The organism is Vibrio profundum (assembly GCF_050337555.1).
Classification (GTDB): Bacteria; Pseudomonadota; Gammaproteobacteria; order Enterobacterales; family Vibrionaceae; genus Vibrio; species Vibrio profundum.
This window is the reverse complement of sequence record NZ_JAKJTA010000003.1, coordinates 409,440-426,719: the sequence shown is the minus strand read 5'-3', so window position 1 is coordinate 426,719 and position 17,280 is coordinate 409,440. Positions and strand designations below refer to the sequence as shown.

The 17,280-nt window shown below is 45.3% G+C and carries 15 protein-coding genes; 8 read left to right on the top strand and 7 right to left on the bottom strand.

The features are described from left to right. Nucleotides 1-6 precede the first annotated feature (6 nt). Genes L4C34_RS01920 through L4C34_RS01905 form a run of 4 tightly spaced genes read left to right on the top strand, consistent with a single transcriptional unit; the run spans nucleotide 7 to nucleotide 2,693 of the window. Nucleotides 7-777, top strand: coding sequence for a sulfite exporter TauE/SafE family protein (locus L4C34_RS01920; RefSeq protein ID WP_428787646.1), 771 nt, complete (start codon nucleotides 7-9; stop codon nucleotides 775-777). 4 nt (nucleotides 778-781) lie between these two features. Next, a complete protein-coding gene (locus L4C34_RS01915) occupies nucleotides 782-1,336 on the top strand; it encodes a primosomal replication protein (RefSeq protein ID WP_428787645.1) in 555 nt (184 codons plus the stop codon). Continuing rightward, entirely contained in the window at nucleotides 1,333-1,512 is a 180-nt protein-coding gene (rsmS, locus tag L4C34_RS01910; RefSeq protein WP_428787644.1) for a pleiotropic regulatory protein RsmS, read from the top strand. Before L4C34_RS01915 ends, rsmS begins: the two co-directional genes overlap by 4 nt. Then, nucleotides 1,512-2,693: a ribosomal protein uL16 3-hydroxylase gene (locus L4C34_RS01905; protein ID WP_428787774.1), complete on the top strand. Its 1,182-nt coding sequence runs from the start codon at nucleotides 1,512-1,514 to the stop codon at nucleotides 2,691-2,693. The genes rsmS and L4C34_RS01905 overlap by 1 nt, the downstream gene beginning before the upstream one ends. Before the next feature lie 218 nt (nucleotides 2,694-2,911). On the opposite strand, the gene L4C34_RS01900 is transcribed toward L4C34_RS01905, so the two are convergent. Continuing rightward, nucleotides 2,912-5,026 (bottom strand): methyl-accepting chemotaxis protein, encoded by a 2,115-nt coding sequence (locus L4C34_RS01900; RefSeq protein ID WP_428787643.1) that lies wholly within the window; start codon nucleotides 5,024-5,026, stop codon nucleotides 2,912-2,914. Between the two features lie 280 nt (nucleotides 5,027-5,306). Here L4C34_RS01900 and xthA point away from each other — a divergent pair, with 280 nt between their 5' ends. After that, complete coding sequence (xthA, locus tag L4C34_RS01895; RefSeq protein ID WP_428787642.1) at nucleotides 5,307-6,116, top strand: exodeoxyribonuclease III; 810 nt, start codon at nucleotides 5,307-5,309, stop codon at nucleotides 6,114-6,116. A 179-nt stretch (nucleotides 6,117-6,295) separates the two neighbouring features. Here the strand turns inward: xthA and L4C34_RS01890 are convergent, their stop codons facing one another. From L4C34_RS01890 to L4C34_RS01875, 4 genes are all read right to left on the bottom strand, one after another. Then, nucleotides 6,296-6,973 carry an ABC transporter permease gene (locus tag L4C34_RS01890; RefSeq protein WP_428787773.1) on the bottom strand — a complete coding sequence of 226 codons (678 nt, stop codon included), beginning with the start codon at nucleotides 6,971-6,973 and terminating at the stop codon, nucleotides 6,296-6,298. Between the two features lie 3 nt (nucleotides 6,974-6,976). Continuing rightward, nucleotides 6,977-7,714: an ABC transporter permease gene (locus L4C34_RS01885; RefSeq protein ID WP_428787641.1), complete on the bottom strand. Its 738-nt coding sequence runs from the start codon at nucleotides 7,712-7,714 to the stop codon at nucleotides 6,977-6,979. 82 nt (nucleotides 7,715-7,796) lie between these two features. Beyond that, nucleotides 7,797-8,573, bottom strand: a complete 777-nt coding sequence (locus L4C34_RS01880) for an ABC transporter substrate-binding protein (RefSeq protein WP_428787640.1) — start codon at nucleotides 8,571-8,573, stop codon at nucleotides 7,797-7,799. Between the two features lie 70 nt (nucleotides 8,574-8,643). Next, the gene (locus tag L4C34_RS01875; RefSeq protein WP_428787639.1) at nucleotides 8,644-9,414 is read right to left on the bottom strand and encodes an ABC transporter ATP-binding protein; all 771 of its coding nucleotides are present in this window, start codon (nucleotides 9,412-9,414) and stop codon (nucleotides 8,644-8,646) included. A 423-nt stretch (nucleotides 9,415-9,837) separates the two neighbouring features. Here L4C34_RS01875 and pflB point away from each other — a divergent pair, with 423 nt between their 5' ends. Together pflB and L4C34_RS01865 are read left to right on the top strand one after the other, a co-directional pair. After that, nucleotides 9,838-12,114: a formate C-acetyltransferase gene (gene pflB / locus L4C34_RS01870; RefSeq protein ID WP_428787638.1), complete on the top strand. Its 2,277-nt coding sequence runs from the start codon at nucleotides 9,838-9,840 to the stop codon at nucleotides 12,112-12,114. Between the two features lie 306 nt (nucleotides 12,115-12,420). After that, on the top strand, nucleotides 12,421-13,401 hold the full coding sequence (locus tag L4C34_RS01865) for a lipid A deacylase LpxR family protein (protein ID WP_428787637.1): 981 nt from the start codon (nucleotides 12,421-12,423) through the stop codon (nucleotides 13,399-13,401). 3 nt (nucleotides 13,402-13,404) lie between these two features. Here L4C34_RS01865 and L4C34_RS01860 read toward each other — a convergent pair whose 3' ends face one another. Next, nucleotides 13,405-15,285, bottom strand: coding sequence for a methyl-accepting chemotaxis protein (locus L4C34_RS01860; RefSeq protein WP_428787636.1), 1,881 nt, complete (start codon nucleotides 15,283-15,285; stop codon nucleotides 13,405-13,407). A 221-nt stretch (nucleotides 15,286-15,506) separates the two neighbouring features. Here L4C34_RS01860 and pflA point away from each other — a divergent pair, with 221 nt between their 5' ends. Then, the gene (pflA, locus tag L4C34_RS01855) at nucleotides 15,507-16,247 is read left to right on the top strand and encodes a pyruvate formate lyase 1-activating protein (RefSeq protein ID WP_428787772.1); all 741 of its coding nucleotides are present in this window, start codon (nucleotides 15,507-15,509) and stop codon (nucleotides 16,245-16,247) included. A 77-nt stretch (nucleotides 16,248-16,324) separates the two neighbouring features. Here the strand turns inward: pflA and L4C34_RS01850 are convergent, their stop codons facing one another. Next, nucleotides 16,325-17,071, bottom strand: a complete 747-nt coding sequence (locus tag L4C34_RS01850) for a MipA/OmpV family protein (protein ID WP_428787635.1) — start codon at nucleotides 17,069-17,071, stop codon at nucleotides 16,325-16,327. Between the last annotated feature and the right edge of the window lie 209 nt (nucleotides 17,072-17,280).

The window sequence follows — 17,280 nt, the reverse complement described above, 5'->3', positions numbered from 1 at the left end:
ACAATAATGGAATATATCGAGCCCACTACTCTGGCTTTAATCGCGTCTGTCGCCTTTATCGCTGGCTTTATTGACGCCGTTGCTGGCGGAGGCGGAATGCTGACTGTCCCAACATTACTCTCGTTAGGTTTGCCACCTCATCTTGCCTTAGGCACCAATAAACTTGCAGCATCGTTCGCCTCTTCTACTGCCGCCCTCACTTATTTTCGTAAGCGACTCTTTAAACCAAGATTCTGGGGACGTTGCTTTGCGGCGACTTTTGTCGGTGCGATTATGGGGACATTTTTAGTCGATAAGATCAGCACCGCTTGGTTAGATAAAGCACTACCGCTGATTATTTTGGTGGCTGCCGTCTACACTATTTGGCACAAAACTCCCGATGCACAAAAAAGTGCGGTGCCAGTCTCAGACCCTAATTTTCATAAAAAGCAAACTACTCAAGGCTTGGCCATTGGTTTTTACGATGGCCTCGCAGGGCCTGGCACTGGCGCATTTTGGACCGTGAGTTCAATGGCACTGTACCGATTCAACATTCTGCTCGCATCAGGGCTTGCCAAAGCCATGAACTTCACCAGCAATTTTACCTCTCTGATTGCGTTTGCCTACCTTGGTCACGTCAATTGGATGCTTGGCTTGACGATGGGCGTTTGCTTGATGGCGGGCGCTTTTGTTGGCGCACATTCTGCAATTAAGTTTGGCGCAAAGTTTATTCGCCCGGTATTTGTGACTATGGTGAGTGTACTCGCCATCAAACTCGCTTATCAGGCTTGGTTCTAACCCAATGACCACATTGAAACAAATATCGACTACTCTAGATTCTCTCGCGAAACAAGCAGAGCAACTCGATACTCAGCGAGGCGAGCATCATAAACCGCTTTTTGATGAGCAATTGTTTCATTGCCGAGCAAAAAAACTTTTACCGTGTGTTCTCGAAGCAAAAGCCAGTTTTGAACATATATATCAACATGCTGACCCTTGTGCGCTCAGCGCAGAACAAGCCGAATCTGCCGCAGACACCCTAATCGCGCAACTGGAAGCGATACAAAGAGAGTTAGCGACCCAATCCATTCGCGCTCAAGAACCGAAACACGCCATGTATACTGGCAAATCAATCAAACAGCTCTATCAAGAGCGCTCTCAACACCAAGAATGGACGAGAAGATTGCGCGAACTAGTCGCCGAAAATCAACAGAAACTGCACTCAGCGCCCGCAAGCCAATACAAACAACACCAGCAAGCATTACTGCAAGCCGAACAGCGACTAAAGCGCTGCCTAGATGCCCAAGCTAAGCTGGATAAATATATAGCCTTTAAAGAAAAGAACCCACAGAGATGAAGCCAGACAACCCAACTCCTTCTCATTCATTGGAAAATGCACCCGATGAAGTGAAACTCGCGGTCGATCTTATCTACTTATTTGAATCAAACGAAGTGGATCCGAGTACTGCACTTGCAGCGCTCGATATCGTTCGAAGTGACCTAGAAAATAAACTGCAGCAAGAGAATAAATGATGTATCAATTGACGTTCGACTTAGCGACGTTTATGCAAGATTTTTGGCAAAAACGTCCAACCGTCCTTAAAGGTGGTTTTGCCAACTTTATCGATCCAATTAGCCCCGACGAACTGGCAGGGTTAGCGCTGGAAGAAGATATCGACTCTAGAATGATCACCAATACCGACGGTAAATGGACAGCGTCGCACGGGCCTTTTGAGGAATCCATTTTTGCTGATCTGCCAGCTGATCACTGGCAATTAATTGTTCAAGCTGCCAACCACTGGCATATTGAAACCGCTGAGCTTGTTCAACCATTTTCAGCCATCCCGCAATGGCTGTTTGATGATGTTATGGTCAGCTACTCTACTCAAGGTGGTGGTGTTGGCCCGCATATCGATCAATATGATGTCTTCATCGTACAGGGACAAGGTAAACGCCACTGGCGTGTCGGCGCGGAAGATAAAGGTCAATATACCGAGCTGGTTCAAGCGAGCGCACTTCGCCAAATTGAAAGCTTTGATGCCATCATAGATACCGTTTTAGAGCCGGGTGATATCCTGTATATCCCACCGGGCTTTCCTCACGAAGGCTACGCGCTGGAAGAGAGCATGAGCTATTCATTGGGTTTTCGCAGTCCAAAAGAGCAGGAATTGGTGAGCCACTTAGCGGACTTTTATCTCGGCCGTGAACTAGGCGATAACCACGTTTCCTGCGCCGATTTAACTCTGCAAGAACATTCAGGCGAAATATCCAAAGACACCTTTCAGCAGCTACGCAACATTATTGAAAAAAGCCTCAATGATACCGAACTGCTCAAAGAGTTTACGGCGAGTTTGCTGAGCCAGTCGCGCCACCAACTTGATATTGTCTCCCAAGAAGATGAGCCTCAAAGCCCAGCAGAGCTCTCTGAGTGCCTAGAATCTGGCGATGTGCTGCACAAACTCGCAGGTCTACGCGCCTTCTATCACTCTGGTGACACACAGAAGATATACGTCAATGGCGATGAGTTTTTCCTTGAAACGCCCGATGACACTTTGATTCCAGCATTGTGCAATCACGAAATGGTTAGTGCCGACGATCTCGATGCCAAAGGACTAAAACCAGATTCTGCGCAAATGAAGCTGTTGAGCAAGCTAGTCGCAAAAGGCTACTGGTACTTCAACGACGTGAGCTTTGAGGGCATGGTCGAAGAATAAGTCTTTGTAAAACCGAAATTAAAGAAGGCTCCACAGGCTTATCCTATTTCTAGCGATACCTGTGAAGCCTTTCTTTGCTATCTGAAAACTACAAGCTACAAGCTACAAGCTACAAGCTACAAGCTACAAGCTACAAGCTACAAGCTACAAGCTACAAGCTACAAGCTACAAGCTACAAGCTACAAGCTACAAGCTACAAGCTACAAAAGTTCTAACGCTTAAACTTTAAACTGATCGACCAATTTTTGCTGTTCCGATGATAAATTGCCAATTTGCTCACCGACCGACTCCGACTCTCCAGCTTGTTCTAAGATTTGTGCGCTTAAATCGCGGATGTTGGTCACGCTCTGATTAACTTCGCCTGATACCGTTTGCTGCTCTTCCGCAGCCTTCACTATTTGTGTATTCATATCGTTGATTGCCATGATGGCCTCAACAATATGATTAAGCTCAGCCACCGCTTTGTTAACTTGTGAAGCCGATTGATTCGCCATGTCATTCCCTTGCTGAATCACATCCACTACATCTTGAGTCCCCCGTTGAACCTGCGTAATCACATCACGAATTTCACCCACGGAGTCATGAGTTCGGCTGGCTAGATTTCTCACTTCATCTGCTACCACAGCAAAGCCTCTGCCTTGTTCACCTGCACGTGCAGCTTCAATGGCAGCATTCAAGGCAAGCAAGTTCGTTTGCTCTGAAATCCCCTCAATAACAGCCAATATTTCGGTAATGTTAGCATTATTTTTGGCGAGCTCTTCCACTACAGGGACTGCGCTATTCATCCTATCCACCAAGTTGACCATCTCGCTTTCAGATTGCTCGATGACTTGCTTGCCTGTGTCTGCGGCAGCATTGGCTTCAGTGGCCGATTTCACCGCAGCTTCGGCATTACTCACCACCAAACTGGCTGTATGCGTCATCTCTTCACATGCGGTTGCCACCATATCCACTTCTTTAAACTGAGATTCGCTACTATGGCGGGTATGGGCTGCTGCCGTTTTCGCTTGCTCAGTGGTGTTGGCAACTTTGTGAGTGGTGTCGACCACTTGGCTTATGATCGTTTGCAACTTTTCTAAAAACTGATTAAACCCACTGGCGAGCTGGCCAATTTCATCTTTCGATTTCACATCCAAACGTTGGGTCAAGTCCCCTTCCCCCGAAGCGATATCGTCTAAGCGAACCACCACTTCTTTGATAGGTTTCACTATGCTGCGAGCGAGTAAAGCGATAAGCACCAAACCTGCGATAACAAATATCACGCCCGCGCCCAATTCAGCCACCACACCTGACTCAACTTCGTGGCTGATCAATGCATCCAACTGATCGACATCGGCCAATACGCTACTGCGTGGCATTTCAAAGATAACACCCCATGTTTGGTTTGCGACCATAATAGGTGCAAACACGGTTAACCACTCTCCGTCTTGGCTCCATTTCGTCGCCACGTCACCACCAAATAGAAAGTCCGTCATTGTATCGCTTGTAACATGTTTGCTGCTAAAGGGGGCACCAACAGCCAAACTAGGATCATCTGAAGCAATGAGAGAACCATCAAGGCTAATAATAAATACTCCACCCGCTCCGCCAAACAAGCTGCTATCTGACTCTTGAGCCACTTGAGATAATTTATTCAAGTTTAAATCAATGCCAAAGAAACCAATCACCTTGCCATCTTTTTTAATCGGCATCGAAATCGATGCCGCCAACACATCCGCATTACCCCGTTTTTCCAGTCTAGGGCTCGACACACATGCACTCCCGCTCGATATTGGGCAGAAAAAACGCTCGCTGTTACTCGATTCCGTAAGGTCCTTCTTGCTTAAGACACCGGGTGTAGCACTGCCACTATCAGTTTGCTGCCAATAAGAAGCAAACTGGCCAATCTCGTTTGAACCCACATAGTGAGCATTGACATAATTGCCGTCTTCTCCATCTAACATGTTGGGCTGGAAGACTAAATACGCCCCCTGAATCGACGAGTAGGAATCTACGGCGTTCTTCACCATGTCAGTTAACGCGGTCCGCAATTCTTCACTTGAGCCAAAGTTTTCTTCGCTATTGGACTTATAAAACAACGCATTCGAGGCCAACATTTCAGAACGATAAATAGCTTCATTGAGAAAATCCGCAACCAAAGCTGAATTGAAAAGCGCCCTTGTTTCAATCAGCTGCTGAGATTTTTGAGTCACTGATTCGGAGCTTTGTTCTTTGATGATTTGCTGGTTCGACACCGCGTTGTAAATAGAAAAGCCGACCAGTGAAAGTGATGTAACCAATAAGCAGCATCCTGCCAAAAGCGTAATTTTCCACTGAACAGAAAGGGTCCGCATAACATTTCCTTATAAAATCTGGTTGTTCATTGATGTAGGCAGTGGTGGCATCCCCCAATGGCAACAACAAAAAGGCGGTTTTATCGTTAAAGATAGCCAACTTTATGCACCTTTGTGGAGGGTTTGCTGAAATAATATCGGCCTTAAACGCAGAACTTTAATGCCAATTACACCTTCAGAGACCTCCGTACCAAATTTTGCGACGGCCATGCAAAATGTTATCTTTAGACTCAGCTCTATCCCCAAGTGATCTTGTGGAGTCTTTAGGAGAAAAATACAAATGAAAGTAGTAAGTTTTAATATTAATGGCCTACGCGCCCGCCTACACCAGCTTCAAGCACTGATCGACAAACATCAACCTGATGTGATTGGCTTGCAGGAAATCAAAGTCCACGATGAAGCCTTCCCCGTTGAAGCCGTTGAAGCCATGGGCTACAAGGTGTATTTTCACGGCCAAAAAGCCCACTATGGCGTGGCAATGCTGTGTAAACAAGAACCGATTTTAATGCAGAAAGGCTTTCCGACTGACAACGAAGAACATCAAAAGCGCATGATCATTGGGTCGTTCCTAGATAAAAATGGCGAAAAGGTCACGATACTAAATGGCTACTTCCCTCAAGGGGAAAACATCGACCATGAAACGAAATTCCCTTACAAACGCCAGTTCTACAAAGATCTGATGAACTACCTGACCGAACACCATACGAGCGACGAACAAGTGATCGTAATGGGCGATATCAATATCAGCCCAATCGACTTGGATATCGGCATTGGTGAACCAAATCAAAAACGCTGGTTAAAAACCGGCAAATGCTCTTTCCAACCAGAAGAAAGGCAATGGCTGAGCGATTTACTTCAATGGGGACTGGTCGATACCTTCCGTGACTTGCACCCGACCGTTAGCGATAAGTATTCTTGGTTCGATTACCGCTCGAAAGGCTTTAACGACAACCGTGGCCTAAGAATTGATGTGGTGTTAGCCACGCCATCGTTAGCTGAAAAATGTACTGAATCAGACGTCGATTATCCATTACGTGGAATTGAAAAGCCTTCTGATCATGCTCCGATTTGGGCAACATTCTCGAACTAATATCAATAGTTTCTCCCACACCACAGGGTGTGGGGGATCATCACTACTTCCTGAATTCAGCCTTAAACTCTCAACTCTCAACTCTCAACTCTCAACTCTCACAACATTTCATATAGCTAACCAACAAAAAGCGATGTTATCTGAAGGATAGGTCTACCTCACAAATCTACAGTCACCATTCAACTCAATGGCCTTAAATACGCAAGAAAGCGTTTTTCTGCTTTTTTGAAGCACCATAAGATAATGAAGGTTAACGCCATATAAAATAAGCCCGCCGTTAGGAAAGACTCAAATGGGGCATAATAGCGAGCGTTTACCAACCGCGCAGCGCCAGTGAGATCCATAATCGTAATAATCCCTGCCACTGCGCTGCCATGGAGCATGAATACCACCTCATTACTATACGCAGGCAAAGCACGACGAAGTGCGCTAGGCAAAATAATACGCCGATACGCCTTCGAACGACTCATACCAAAGGCCTTTGCCGCTTCTAATTCTCCTTTATTGAGGCCGTTGATAGCGCCACGTATGATCTCTGCGGTGTAAGCAGAAGTATTCAATACAAAGGCAACCAGAGCGCAAAACCAAGCGTGCTCCCATGGCGTGTCTTTTACTGGAAAAAACTGATCCATTCCGTAATAAATCAAATACATTTGTACCAGAAGAGGCGTTCCACGGAAGAAATAAATGAATCCCCAGCTAGGTAAATACGCTAAGTGGTAATGACTGTTCCGCGCAATCGCAACCGGGATGGCCACCGCCAACCCAATTAACAACGACAAGCTCACCAGCCATACCGTAGTCCATAACCCCTGTAGGTATAGAGGAAAGCTTTCAACCACTACCGAAAAGTCCATCATCTACCTCGTATGAATACTAAATTTGCGTTCAACAAGCTTTAGAAGCCCAGTCGAAACACTGGTAAATAGCAAAAAAATCACCGCCACTGTCATATAAAAAGTAAACGGCATTTTGGTTGATCCTGCCGCCAACGCGCTTACGCGAACCATATCTTCGAGGCCAATAATAGAAACCAACGCCGTAGTTTTTAGTAGAACTAACCAGTTGTTGCCAAACCCCGGCAGCGCATGACGAATCATTTGTGGTAGTAGGATCCGTCGAAAAGCCAGAAAAGGGCTCATGCCATAAGCCTTCCCGGCTTCTAACTCCCCTCTATCTACTGCCATAATCGCACCCCGAAATGTCTCCGCCATATAGGCTCCAAAAATAAAGCCTATCGTTATCGTTCCTGCAATAAATGGGCTCACGTCTACATAATCGGGCACGTATTCCACCCATTCTTGATTTGGTCCCGATGCAAACCATTGATTCAAGGTTTCATTGATCGTGTACAAGCTGTTGTTGAGGAAAATCTGACCTCCAAAAAAGATCAGCATCATGAGCACCAAATCAGGAATGCCGCGAATGACCGTGGTATACAGCGTCGCTACAAAACGCGCGCTACGATACGGCGACAATTTGGCCAATGCACCCAACATACCCAGCAGCATCGCTAATACCAAAGACAATAGAGCGACTTCAATCGTGAGCACGGCACCTTTTAAAATCGACGCTTCATATCCATGTAAGTTAAACATATTGCCCCCTACTTAAGCCTTTCTATATCCTGTAGAAGTAAATAGAGAGGGCAAGCCCTCTCTAATCCGTTCACAAAATGGCTTACTGGCCATATACATCGTAGGTGAAATATTTATCTTGGATCTCTTTGTATTTTCCGTTCTGGCGTAAGGCGTCAATAGCCGTATTAAGTTTCTGAACCAGATCTTTATCTTGCTTACGAGTGGCTATACCAAAACCATCACCAAACCATTTCGGATCAGTCAAAGATGGACCAATAAACGCATAAGCATCTCCACCTGGCTTTTTCAACATGCCTTCTTCTAGAGCGGATGCGTCACCAAGTACAGCAATAATTCGTCCACTCGCTAAATCGAGGTAGGCTTCATCAAACGATCCGTAGCGTACAATTTCTACTGAGTCGCCAAAGTTTTCGGTCAGATATTTATCGTGAGTTGTGGCTCGCTGAACACCAATCTTCACCCCTTTTAAGCCCTCTTTAGTAAAGGTGAGCTGGGTGCCTTTTTTGGCGATGAACTTATTTGGGATTAAGGCATATTTATGAGTAAAGGCGACTTTTTTCTTACGATCTTCAGTGATCGACATTGCGGCGATGATGGCATCATATTTTCTCGCCAGCAAAGAAGGAATGATGCCATCCCAATCTTGAGCCACCAACTTACACTTGACCTGCATTTGTTGGCACAAAGCATTTGCCATATCCACATCAAACCCTTTTAGCGATCCATCGGCTTCTGTCCAACTAAACGGAGGATAAGCACCTTCGATACCAAAACGTACAACTTTCCATTGTTTCGCTTGTGCTACCCCTGAAAAAACCAAGGTTGCGAGTATCAAGCTACATAACCACTTTTTCATTTCCATACTCCTGTGATTTAAGATCTATTTTCAGAAACCTAGTCATCCAACAACACCTTCATCTAACATCCTAATAGATCGATGAAATAAACTGCTGTAGTCGTTCTGATTCTGGCTGGGTAAATAATTTGTCTGGGTGGCCTTGCTCTTCTACTATGCCTTGGTGCAAAAACATGACATGGCTGGAAACGTCACGCGCAAACGCCATTTCATGAGTAACCACCAACATCGTTCGGCCTTCTTCAGCAAGCGCTTGCATCACGCCCAGCACTTCGCCCACTAATTCGGGATCAAGTGCAGAGGTCGGCTCATCGAATAACAAGACTTCAGGATCAACAGCCAACGCACGAGCAATCGCTGCTCTCTGCTGCTGTCCACCAGACAAATGCCCTGGGTAATAATCCTTGCGCTCGTACAAGCCCACTTTGTGGAGCAAGCTTTCTGCCTGCTCTATCGCTGTTTTTTTTGCAACACCCAACACATGAACGGGCGCTTCAATAACGTTTTCCAAAACTGTCATGTGCGACCATAAATTGAAGCTTTGAAATACCATGGCTAAACGCGAGCGAATTCGCTGAACCTGCTTTTCATTAGCAGGCTGAATAGCATCATTTCTGGTTCGCTTCATTGCGATCAATTCGCCATTGACACATATATCCCCTGAGGTCGGAATTTCCAACAAGTTAATACAACGCAAAAAGGTACTTTTACCTGATCCCGATGAGCCGATGATAGAGACAACATCTCCTTTATGCGCTTGCAACGAGATCCCCTTTAGCACCTCATTTTGCCCAAATGTTTTGTGCAGATCCTTAATATCTAGCGCTGGGATTTCCGCCATCGATTTACGCCCCTACCATTACAAAAACATATAACTTAAAAACAAAGCTATCACCACAAGGTTAAATCAACAACAAATCATTAACTTATTAGAGTTAATATAGAACATTCACCACGCTTCAGTAATAAACCTTAAATTCAACAGCCCGTACTCTGCTAAGTATCGCCTCTCCAGTGGCACTCAATATCTTTGTGATAAACAGCATCCGGTTCAGCTATGGATTCTAAGAGAACTTAGGAAAAGCTATTTTCTCAACTTTTATTGATTTAGTTTAAGGTTTGCAGAAAAAATTTATCATAACGTGTCGGTAAAGCATTATTGATTCATGGTTTCCCCTTTCGGCTACCCCCGGAGTGGCTTCACTCAGCCAAGATGGAACCATGGGGAAGACTCTATTTTTACCCTTATCAAGGTAGGCAAGTTATGACCGAGCAGAATAAAAACGCGTGGCAAGATTTTGAATCTGGTGTTTGGCAAAATGAAGTAAATGTACGCGACTTTATCCAGCGAAATTACACCCCTTACCAAGGCGACGAAACATTTCTCGTAACTGAAGGCACCAAAGCGACTCAGGCACTTTGGGGTAAAGTAATGGAAGGGATCAAGGAAGAAAACCGGACTAAAGCGCCACTTGATTTCGATACTTCCGTGGTTTCCACTATTACATCCCACGATGCGGGCTATATAGAGCAAGAACTAGAAACTATCGTTGGCCTGCAAACCGATGCGCCACTCAAACGCGCCATTTTGCCATATGGCGGCATTCGCATGGTTGAAGGGTCATGCAAAGTCTATGGCAGAGAGCTCGATCCTCAAATTTCTAAAGTATTCAATGAATATCGTCGAACCCACAACAGCGGCGTATTTGATATTTATACGCCAGAAATCTTAAAGTGCCGCAAATCCGGAGTGTTAACCGGTCTTCCCGATGCCTATGGTCGCGGGCGTATTATTGGCGACTATCGACGCATCGCCTTATACGGCATCGATTTCTTAACTCAAGATAAGCGCGCACAAGTTGCTTCGCTGCAAGAGAAGCTTGAATCTGGTGAAGACTTGCAGATGACCATGCAACTGCGCGAAGAATTAGCTGAGCAAGTCCGCGCATTGCAAGACATGAAAACCATGGCGAACAAATATGGCTATGATATTTCCGCTCCAGCAACGTCCGCACAAGAAGCCATTCAGTGGACATATTTCGGCTACCTTGCTGCGGTTAAGTCACAAAATGGCGCGGCCATGTCGTTGGGGCGCACCTCAACCTTCCTAGATATTTACATCGAACGCGACATTGCGGAAGGAAAACTGACCGAAGCACAAGCTCAAGAGTTGATCGATCATTTCGTGATGAAACTCCGTATGGTTCGTTTCCTACGCACACCTGAGTACGATGAACTGTTTTCTGGCGACCCAATTTGGGCAACAGAAGCGTTAGGTGGCATGGGTATCGACGGACGGACGTTAGTGACTCGTTCAAACTTCCGATTCTTAAACAGCCTATATACTATGGGGCCTTCTCCAGAGCCTAATATGACGGTACTTTGGTCTGAGCAGTTGCCTGAAGGATTCAAAAAGTTCTGTGCGAAAGTCTCCATCGACACTTCATCTATCCAATATGAAAATGATGATTTGATGCGCCCTGATTTCCAATCCGATGACTACGCGATTGCTTGCTGTGTATCACCCATGGTAATTGGTAAGCACATGCAATTCTTCGGCGCGCGCGCTAACTTAGCCAAAACGCTGCTCTACGTTATCAATGGTGGCATGGATGAAAAACTAAAAATCCAAGTTGGCCCTGAAATGCCAAAGATCACTGACGAAATACTGAATTATGATGATGTTTGGGCCAAAATGGACCATTTCATGGGTTGGCTAGCTAAACATTATGTGACAGCGCTAAATGCGATTCACTACTCTCACGATAAATACAGCTATGAAGCTGCATTGATGGCGCTGCATGATCGTGACGTAGAGCGCACAATGGCTTGTGGTATCGCCGGATTGTCTGTTGCCGCCGACTCACTTGCAGCCATCAAATACGCCAAAGTGAAGCCTATCCGAGATGAAGATGGCGTGGCGATCGACTTCGACATTGAAGGCGACTACCCTAAATTTGGTAACAATGACGAGCGCGTCGATGATATCGCCTGCCAATTGGTCGAGCGTTTTATGAATAAGATCCGCTCATTGAAAACGTATCGCGATGCAGTTCCAACTCAATCAGTGCTTACTATCACTTCTAACGTCGTTTACGGAAAGAAAACCGGTAACACTCCAGATGGACGCCGCGCTGGCACTCCATTCGCACCAGGTGCTAACCCTATGCATGGCCGTGATGAGAAAGGTGCCGTTGCTTCACTTACTTCCGTCGCTAAATTGCCATTTGAACACGCAAAAGATGGTATTTCTTATACCTTCTCCATCGTGCCCAAAGCGCTTGGTAAAGAAGACAGCAACCAAAGATCCAACTTAGCGGGTCTGATGGATGGGTATTTCCACAATGATGGGGAAACTGAAGGTGGCCAACACTTAAATGTCAACGTGTTAAACCGTGAAACGCTTGAAAATGCAGTGAAGCACCCTGAGGATTACCCACAGCTGACGATTCGTGTTTCCGGTTACGCTGTGAGATTTAACTCTTTAACTGCTGAGCAGCAAGCTGACGTTATCGCACGTACATTTACTGAATCATTGTGACCCTCAATCTCTAACCTCTAATTTCTAACCATGGCCCGCACTTCACGATGCGGGCTTTTACTTTTAGGTCCCTCCTCAATTGTTTACTAAAAATCCGCTTTAGTGACTCTCTCCCTGAGCCTGTGCACATTTCACCGATTAAATATCCAATTCAGATTCAAAACCCTGTTAAAGTATTGATCTATTGATAAAAGAAAAGGCAGATACTCTATCTAGACACCAGCGTTTTACGCACGCATGTAAGGAGGCATTGCAAGCCAGTCGCTCGCAATGACAAAGTTTCACCTACAGTACGGATGCTGATTTATGAGATTTACTTTTGTTTTCCCACTATTCTTGCTTTCCGCTACGGCTTGGGCTTCAGAGCAATCGACTTTGAGCTTGGCGGTGGATAACGATGGCGTTTTTGGCGTCGACCGAGATTACACCAGCGGCGTCTTTATTAACTATACATCGGCGGCCATCACACCGAGTCTATCGACCAAACCACTGAGCTTGTCGCTATGGGGGGTGAACTCTATTGATAAAGTCGGCTTCACTCTCGGGCAAAAATTATATACCCCAAGTAATATTTCATCGTCGTTAGCCCAAGTCGACCAGCACCCTTACGCTGGCTATTTGTACGCAGAAGCAAACTACCTCAGTATCAATCCAAATTTCGCGCAAAAATTCAACATCACCGTCGGTACCACGGGAAAACGCTCCTTAGCCGAAGACTCCCAAAAATTTATTCATGGCATCACCGGTTCAATAGAACCTCAGGGCTGGCAATATCAAGTGGATAATCAATGGGCTGGCAGTGTGGGATATATTGCCAATAGCAAAATTTTCCGTGCGCCTTCCGTGGCAAACTCCGATGTGGAGCTGTCTAATACTTCTGAAGTTAACGCTGGAAATTTTCGCAGTAATGCCGCAACTGGCTTTATGTTGAGGTGGGGAGAGAATCTCGCAGATAGTTTGGGAGCGGCTAACATCAGCTCTGAAAACCCATTTAATCCGGGAATGCTCGGCGCATCAAATTCCGGGTGGTTCCTCTACACTGGCGTGCGAGCCAACTATGTGTTTAACGACTTAACCGTTGAGGGCGATCGCTCCGAGCTTCCAGAGCCCACCTCCCTTTATGAAGTCACCTTAGAGCACGGCCAAAATACCGCGGTCGCTGGGTTTGCCGCATACACTCCATTTTACGGAGTAAATTTGTCTCTTAGCAGTAATTCCAAAACTTATAAAGAATCAGAGCATGCACGCTCTGCAATTGGTGGAATCACCTTGTTTGCTTTTTTCTAAATGCTAGATAACAAAACGTTGGCAATCGGAGTTTAGCTGACTGGATTTTTCGTCCACCAGCTGGCTTGTTACTCTCATTTGCTCATTATTCTGTTCTAAATCTGCCATCGCGGTCGAAATACTGGTCATGTTGTTCGCCATCGATTGGCTGGTTCCTGCTAGTTCACGAATCGAGTTAGAGATCAGTTCTGTTTCCTCGGATGCCTGTCCGGCTTTCTCTGTTATTTTTGACAACGCACCCATCGCCTTACGACCTTGCTCTTGTCCGGTTCGTACTGCCGTTTCAGACTGACTGATATAGGTGATGACTTCTGAGCTTTCTTTCTTCATGGTTTCTATCGTATCGGATATTTCTGACACTGCTTCAACCGTTCTAACTGCTAGGTTTCTTACCTCATCGGCCACCACAGCAAACCCGCGGCCTTGATCTCCTGCCCTAGCCGCTTCAATCGCTGCATTCAAAGCCAGTAAATTCGTTTGTTCAGCTATACCTGTGATGATTTCCATGACCGAGTCTATCTTTTGCGAGGCCTCTTCTAGCTGCTGAGTGTGGGCGGTTGCAGAAGTCAAAATAGTTGCTATCTCCTCAAGAGAGCCAATTGCGGCGGTGATAATTCTTCCGCCATCATCCGAAGCTTGTACTGTGGTATTGCTGATTTCAGCCACAGCTGAAAGTGAGCCGGATACTTCTTGTGTCGTAACGCTCACTTGCTCAGTGGCAGACGCCAATAACTGAGTTTGATCCAACATATCAGACATGTTTCCTGCCAAGGAATCTAGCCCCACGTTTAATGTTTCAGCATTACTCGACAACTCCCCACTATTACTTTGCACTGTGCTCACCAACCCGCCTAAATTTTCACAGCTTCGGTTAATAGTTTTCGCTAATTGATTGAATTCATCTTTGTCATTATTAGTGAGTGACATACGTTGCGACAAATCACCTTGAGACAGCTTGAGTAATACCGCACCAGTGCGCTGCAAGGCTTGATTTAACGACACACCGAATCGGATTAAGATTGCAATCGCAAACAGCGCTAAGACGAGGCACGCTATCAATACAGACCATTTTGCTTGTGCTGCGCTCGACTGAGCTTGTTCTAAATAATGACTATCTATTTCCGATAGCTTGACCGTGGCTTCTTTTACCACACGAGTTGCTTGTTCTTCACTGGCGAATAGCTCTTGTTCGCGTCCCTCTAACTGCTGAGATAGTTCACTCACACGAGTAAACGTTTGCTTGAACTGCTCCATTTCATCTTCATATAGGTCTAGCATTGCATAGGTATTGGACATGTTAATGAAACCGAACATTGCTCGATTAAACATCTTTAAACTCTTCTCACTAGGCTGCAGTAAGTACTGTTGCTGAGCTTTAATCATGGCTTGAAAGTCAGAATTCAACGTCACCATACCTGTTTCCGCAATTTTCTTTTCAATAGTATTGGCAAGCAACTTCAGTTGCCCCAGCTTTCCATCATCAACGGTAAATCCAAGCTCTGCTCTCAACTCTAGCCAAGGTAGCAAAGCTTGTTGAAAGTGCGCCGTGCTATCCACAAGAGCCGAAGCTTCAGCTTGCAAACCCACTTGCTGAAGAAATTGAGCATTGTTGGCCACTTCTTCTGTGATTTTTACGATATCAGTTTTCACATGATCCACTTGTTGACTCGTCAAACTGACGATTTCTTTCGCCAACGACAAAAGTTTGATCTCGGTTTGATACATCTCTATGGAACCAGAGGTTACCCAACTGCTACTCGAATATTGCTGCTCCATATCCGAGAGTCGAGCTGACGTAAACGCTCCAAGCAACGCAAAGCCCAGTGACAGAAAACACAAAAACAACGTGATTTTTTGTTTTTGCGAAAGAGAGAGTCGGTCCATTACAAATCCTTAGCGACGATACTTAGTTGCCTTTGCCTTTAGTTACTGTTTCCGTGTCTACGATGAGTAGGTGATAATATTAATTATAAGACCAAAGTGGCAGGTTGCTGATATATCTCAATTCGCCTGTTACTTTCATTGTCGTTACTTAGTAAATGAAGTGTTTAACCTTACTATTTATAGTAGAATAGGCACTTATAAATACTTACTCGAGCTTTATGATGTCTACTACTGGTCGTATCCACTCTTTTGAGTCCTGTGGCACTGTTGACGGGCCTGGCATTCGCTTTATCGTCTTTGTCCAAGGCTGTCTAATGCGCTGTATGTATTGCCATAACCGAGATACTTGGGATCTACATGGGGGCAAAGAAGTCTCAGTAGACGAGCTCATCAAAGAGGCCAAATCTTATCGCCACTTTATGAATGCTTCAGGCGGAGGCATCACGTGCTCAGGCGGGGAGGCTATGCTGCAACCAGAGTTTGTGCGTGATTTGTTCAGAGCGGCGAAGCAGGAAAACATCCACACTTGCTTAGACACCAACGGGTTTATCCGCAAGTACAGTGATGTCATCGATGAGGTTTTAGAAGCTACTGACTTGGTTTTACTTGATATCAAGCACATGGACGATCTTGTTCACCATGATTTCATCGGTGTTTCCAACAAACGTACCTTAGATTTTGCTCGCTACCTGAAGAAAATAGGCAAGAAAACTTGGCTACGCTATGTGGTTGTTCCCGGCTACACCGACGATGAAGGCTCTGCGCACCAACTTGGAGAGTTCATTCGGGATATGGAGAATATCGAAAAGGTAGAGCTACTGCCTTATCACAAGCTAGGTGCTCATAAGTGGCAAACATTGGGTTTTGACTACCCGTTAGAGGGTGTGGAAGCACCGAGTAAAGAAACAATGGATACTATTCAGTCTATTTTGCTTCAGTATCACCACAAAGTTATCTATTAGCCCATCTAAGTTGAAAAAGTGTAAGACATAAAAAAGAGGCGTAATCGCCTCTTTTTTAACACTCGATAATTTGTATATCAGAAGATATAGTTAACCCCAACAGCGGTGGTGGTATTGATACCACTTGCAATGATTGGACTCTTCTCAATATCACCTTCTAAGTTTCGATAAGTTACGCTTGCAGTCAAACGAAGGTTTTGGGTCACATTCAAATAGCTGCTTACACCAAGGTAATACGCACCATCTGCACCTGCATCAAACTGCGAAATTCCTGAACGCGTCGATTCTTCCGCACTAACCCCATACAGGTAATTGTTCAGCTTAGAATCATCAACCACGTAACCAGCCGTTGGAATAATGCCCCAGCCGTCCATCATGATAGGAAGTTTCCAAGAAGCTTGCGCATATGAACCATGACTGCGACCAAGAGTGTCGGTCATTCCGGCGATTTCCAGAAGGCCGACAGGTGTGATCAGCTGATAGCCAACTCCGCCAAATACGCTAGATTTACGCTCATCCAATAGCTTCATTTGTGGATCTGAAGAATCTGAAGGTTTTAGGGTACGCGCATCATATTTCAATCTGAAAACGATATTTTGGGTAGTCCTAGCCGGGAATAATCGGTAACCGATTCCTAACCCACGAGCAAAGAAATGTTCACCTTCATAACCGATCATAGGGATGACCGCTTTGTTTGATGGCGTATCTTTATATACTTCGGGAGAGTAAGACGCGACTGCGCCCAACGAGAATTCTGCTGCGTTTGCAACCATTGGCATAGCGCACAGACTCGCTACCGCCATCAACAAACAATTTCTTTTCACCTTAGTCCCATCTAGTCCATTTGATTATTTGGCGCTCAGTATATCCTGCAACCATATTAGTAACAAATGTAACCCTGCATTTAATGCATTTTGATGAATTAACGGCAAAAACTTAGTGCAACCAGACATAATCCTAGCTTTCCGTAATGTAACTCAAACATATTGAGAGAAAAAATGAACAATTTCGATTAGGCGATTCCCATCACCAT

Coding starts and splice junctions, on each gene's coding strand:
- xthA (WP_428787642.1), top strand. CDS start 5,307: ATGAAAGTAGTAAGTTTTAATATTAATGGCCTACGCGCCCGCCTACAC.
- L4C34_RS01890 (WP_428787773.1), bottom strand. CDS start 6,973: ATGGACTTTTCGGTAGTGGTTGAAAGCTTTCCTCTATACCTACAGGGG.
- pflB (WP_428787638.1), top strand. CDS start 9,838: ATGACCGAGCAGAATAAAAACGCGTGGCAAGATTTTGAATCTGGTGTT.
- L4C34_RS01905 (WP_428787774.1), top strand. CDS start 1,512: ATGTATCAATTGACGTTCGACTTAGCGACGTTTATGCAAGATTTTTGG.
- L4C34_RS01920 (WP_428787646.1), top strand. CDS start 7: ATGGAATATATCGAGCCCACTACTCTGGCTTTAATCGCGTCTGTCGCC.
- pflA (WP_428787772.1), top strand. CDS start 15,507: ATGTCTACTACTGGTCGTATCCACTCTTTTGAGTCCTGTGGCACTGTT.
- L4C34_RS01915 (WP_428787645.1), top strand. CDS start 782: ATGACCACATTGAAACAAATATCGACTACTCTAGATTCTCTCGCGAAA.
- L4C34_RS01885 (WP_428787641.1), bottom strand. CDS start 7,714: ATGTTTAACTTACATGGATATGAAGCGTCGATTTTAAAAGGTGCCGTG.
- L4C34_RS01875 (WP_428787639.1), bottom strand. CDS start 9,414: ATGGCGGAAATCCCAGCGCTAGATATTAAGGATCTGCACAAAACATTT.
- L4C34_RS01880 (WP_428787640.1), bottom strand. CDS start 8,573: ATGAAAAAGTGGTTATGTAGCTTGATACTCGCAACCTTGGTTTTTTCA.
- L4C34_RS01865 (WP_428787637.1), top strand. CDS start 12,421: ATGAGATTTACTTTTGTTTTCCCACTATTCTTGCTTTCCGCTACGGCT.
- L4C34_RS01860 (WP_428787636.1), bottom strand. CDS start 15,285: ATGGACCGACTCTCTCTTTCGCAAAAACAAAAAATCACGTTGTTTTTG.
- L4C34_RS01900 (WP_428787643.1), bottom strand. CDS start 5,026: ATGCGGACCCTTTCTGTTCAGTGGAAAATTACGCTTTTGGCAGGATGC.
- rsmS (WP_428787644.1), top strand. CDS start 1,333: ATGAAGCCAGACAACCCAACTCCTTCTCATTCATTGGAAAATGCACCC.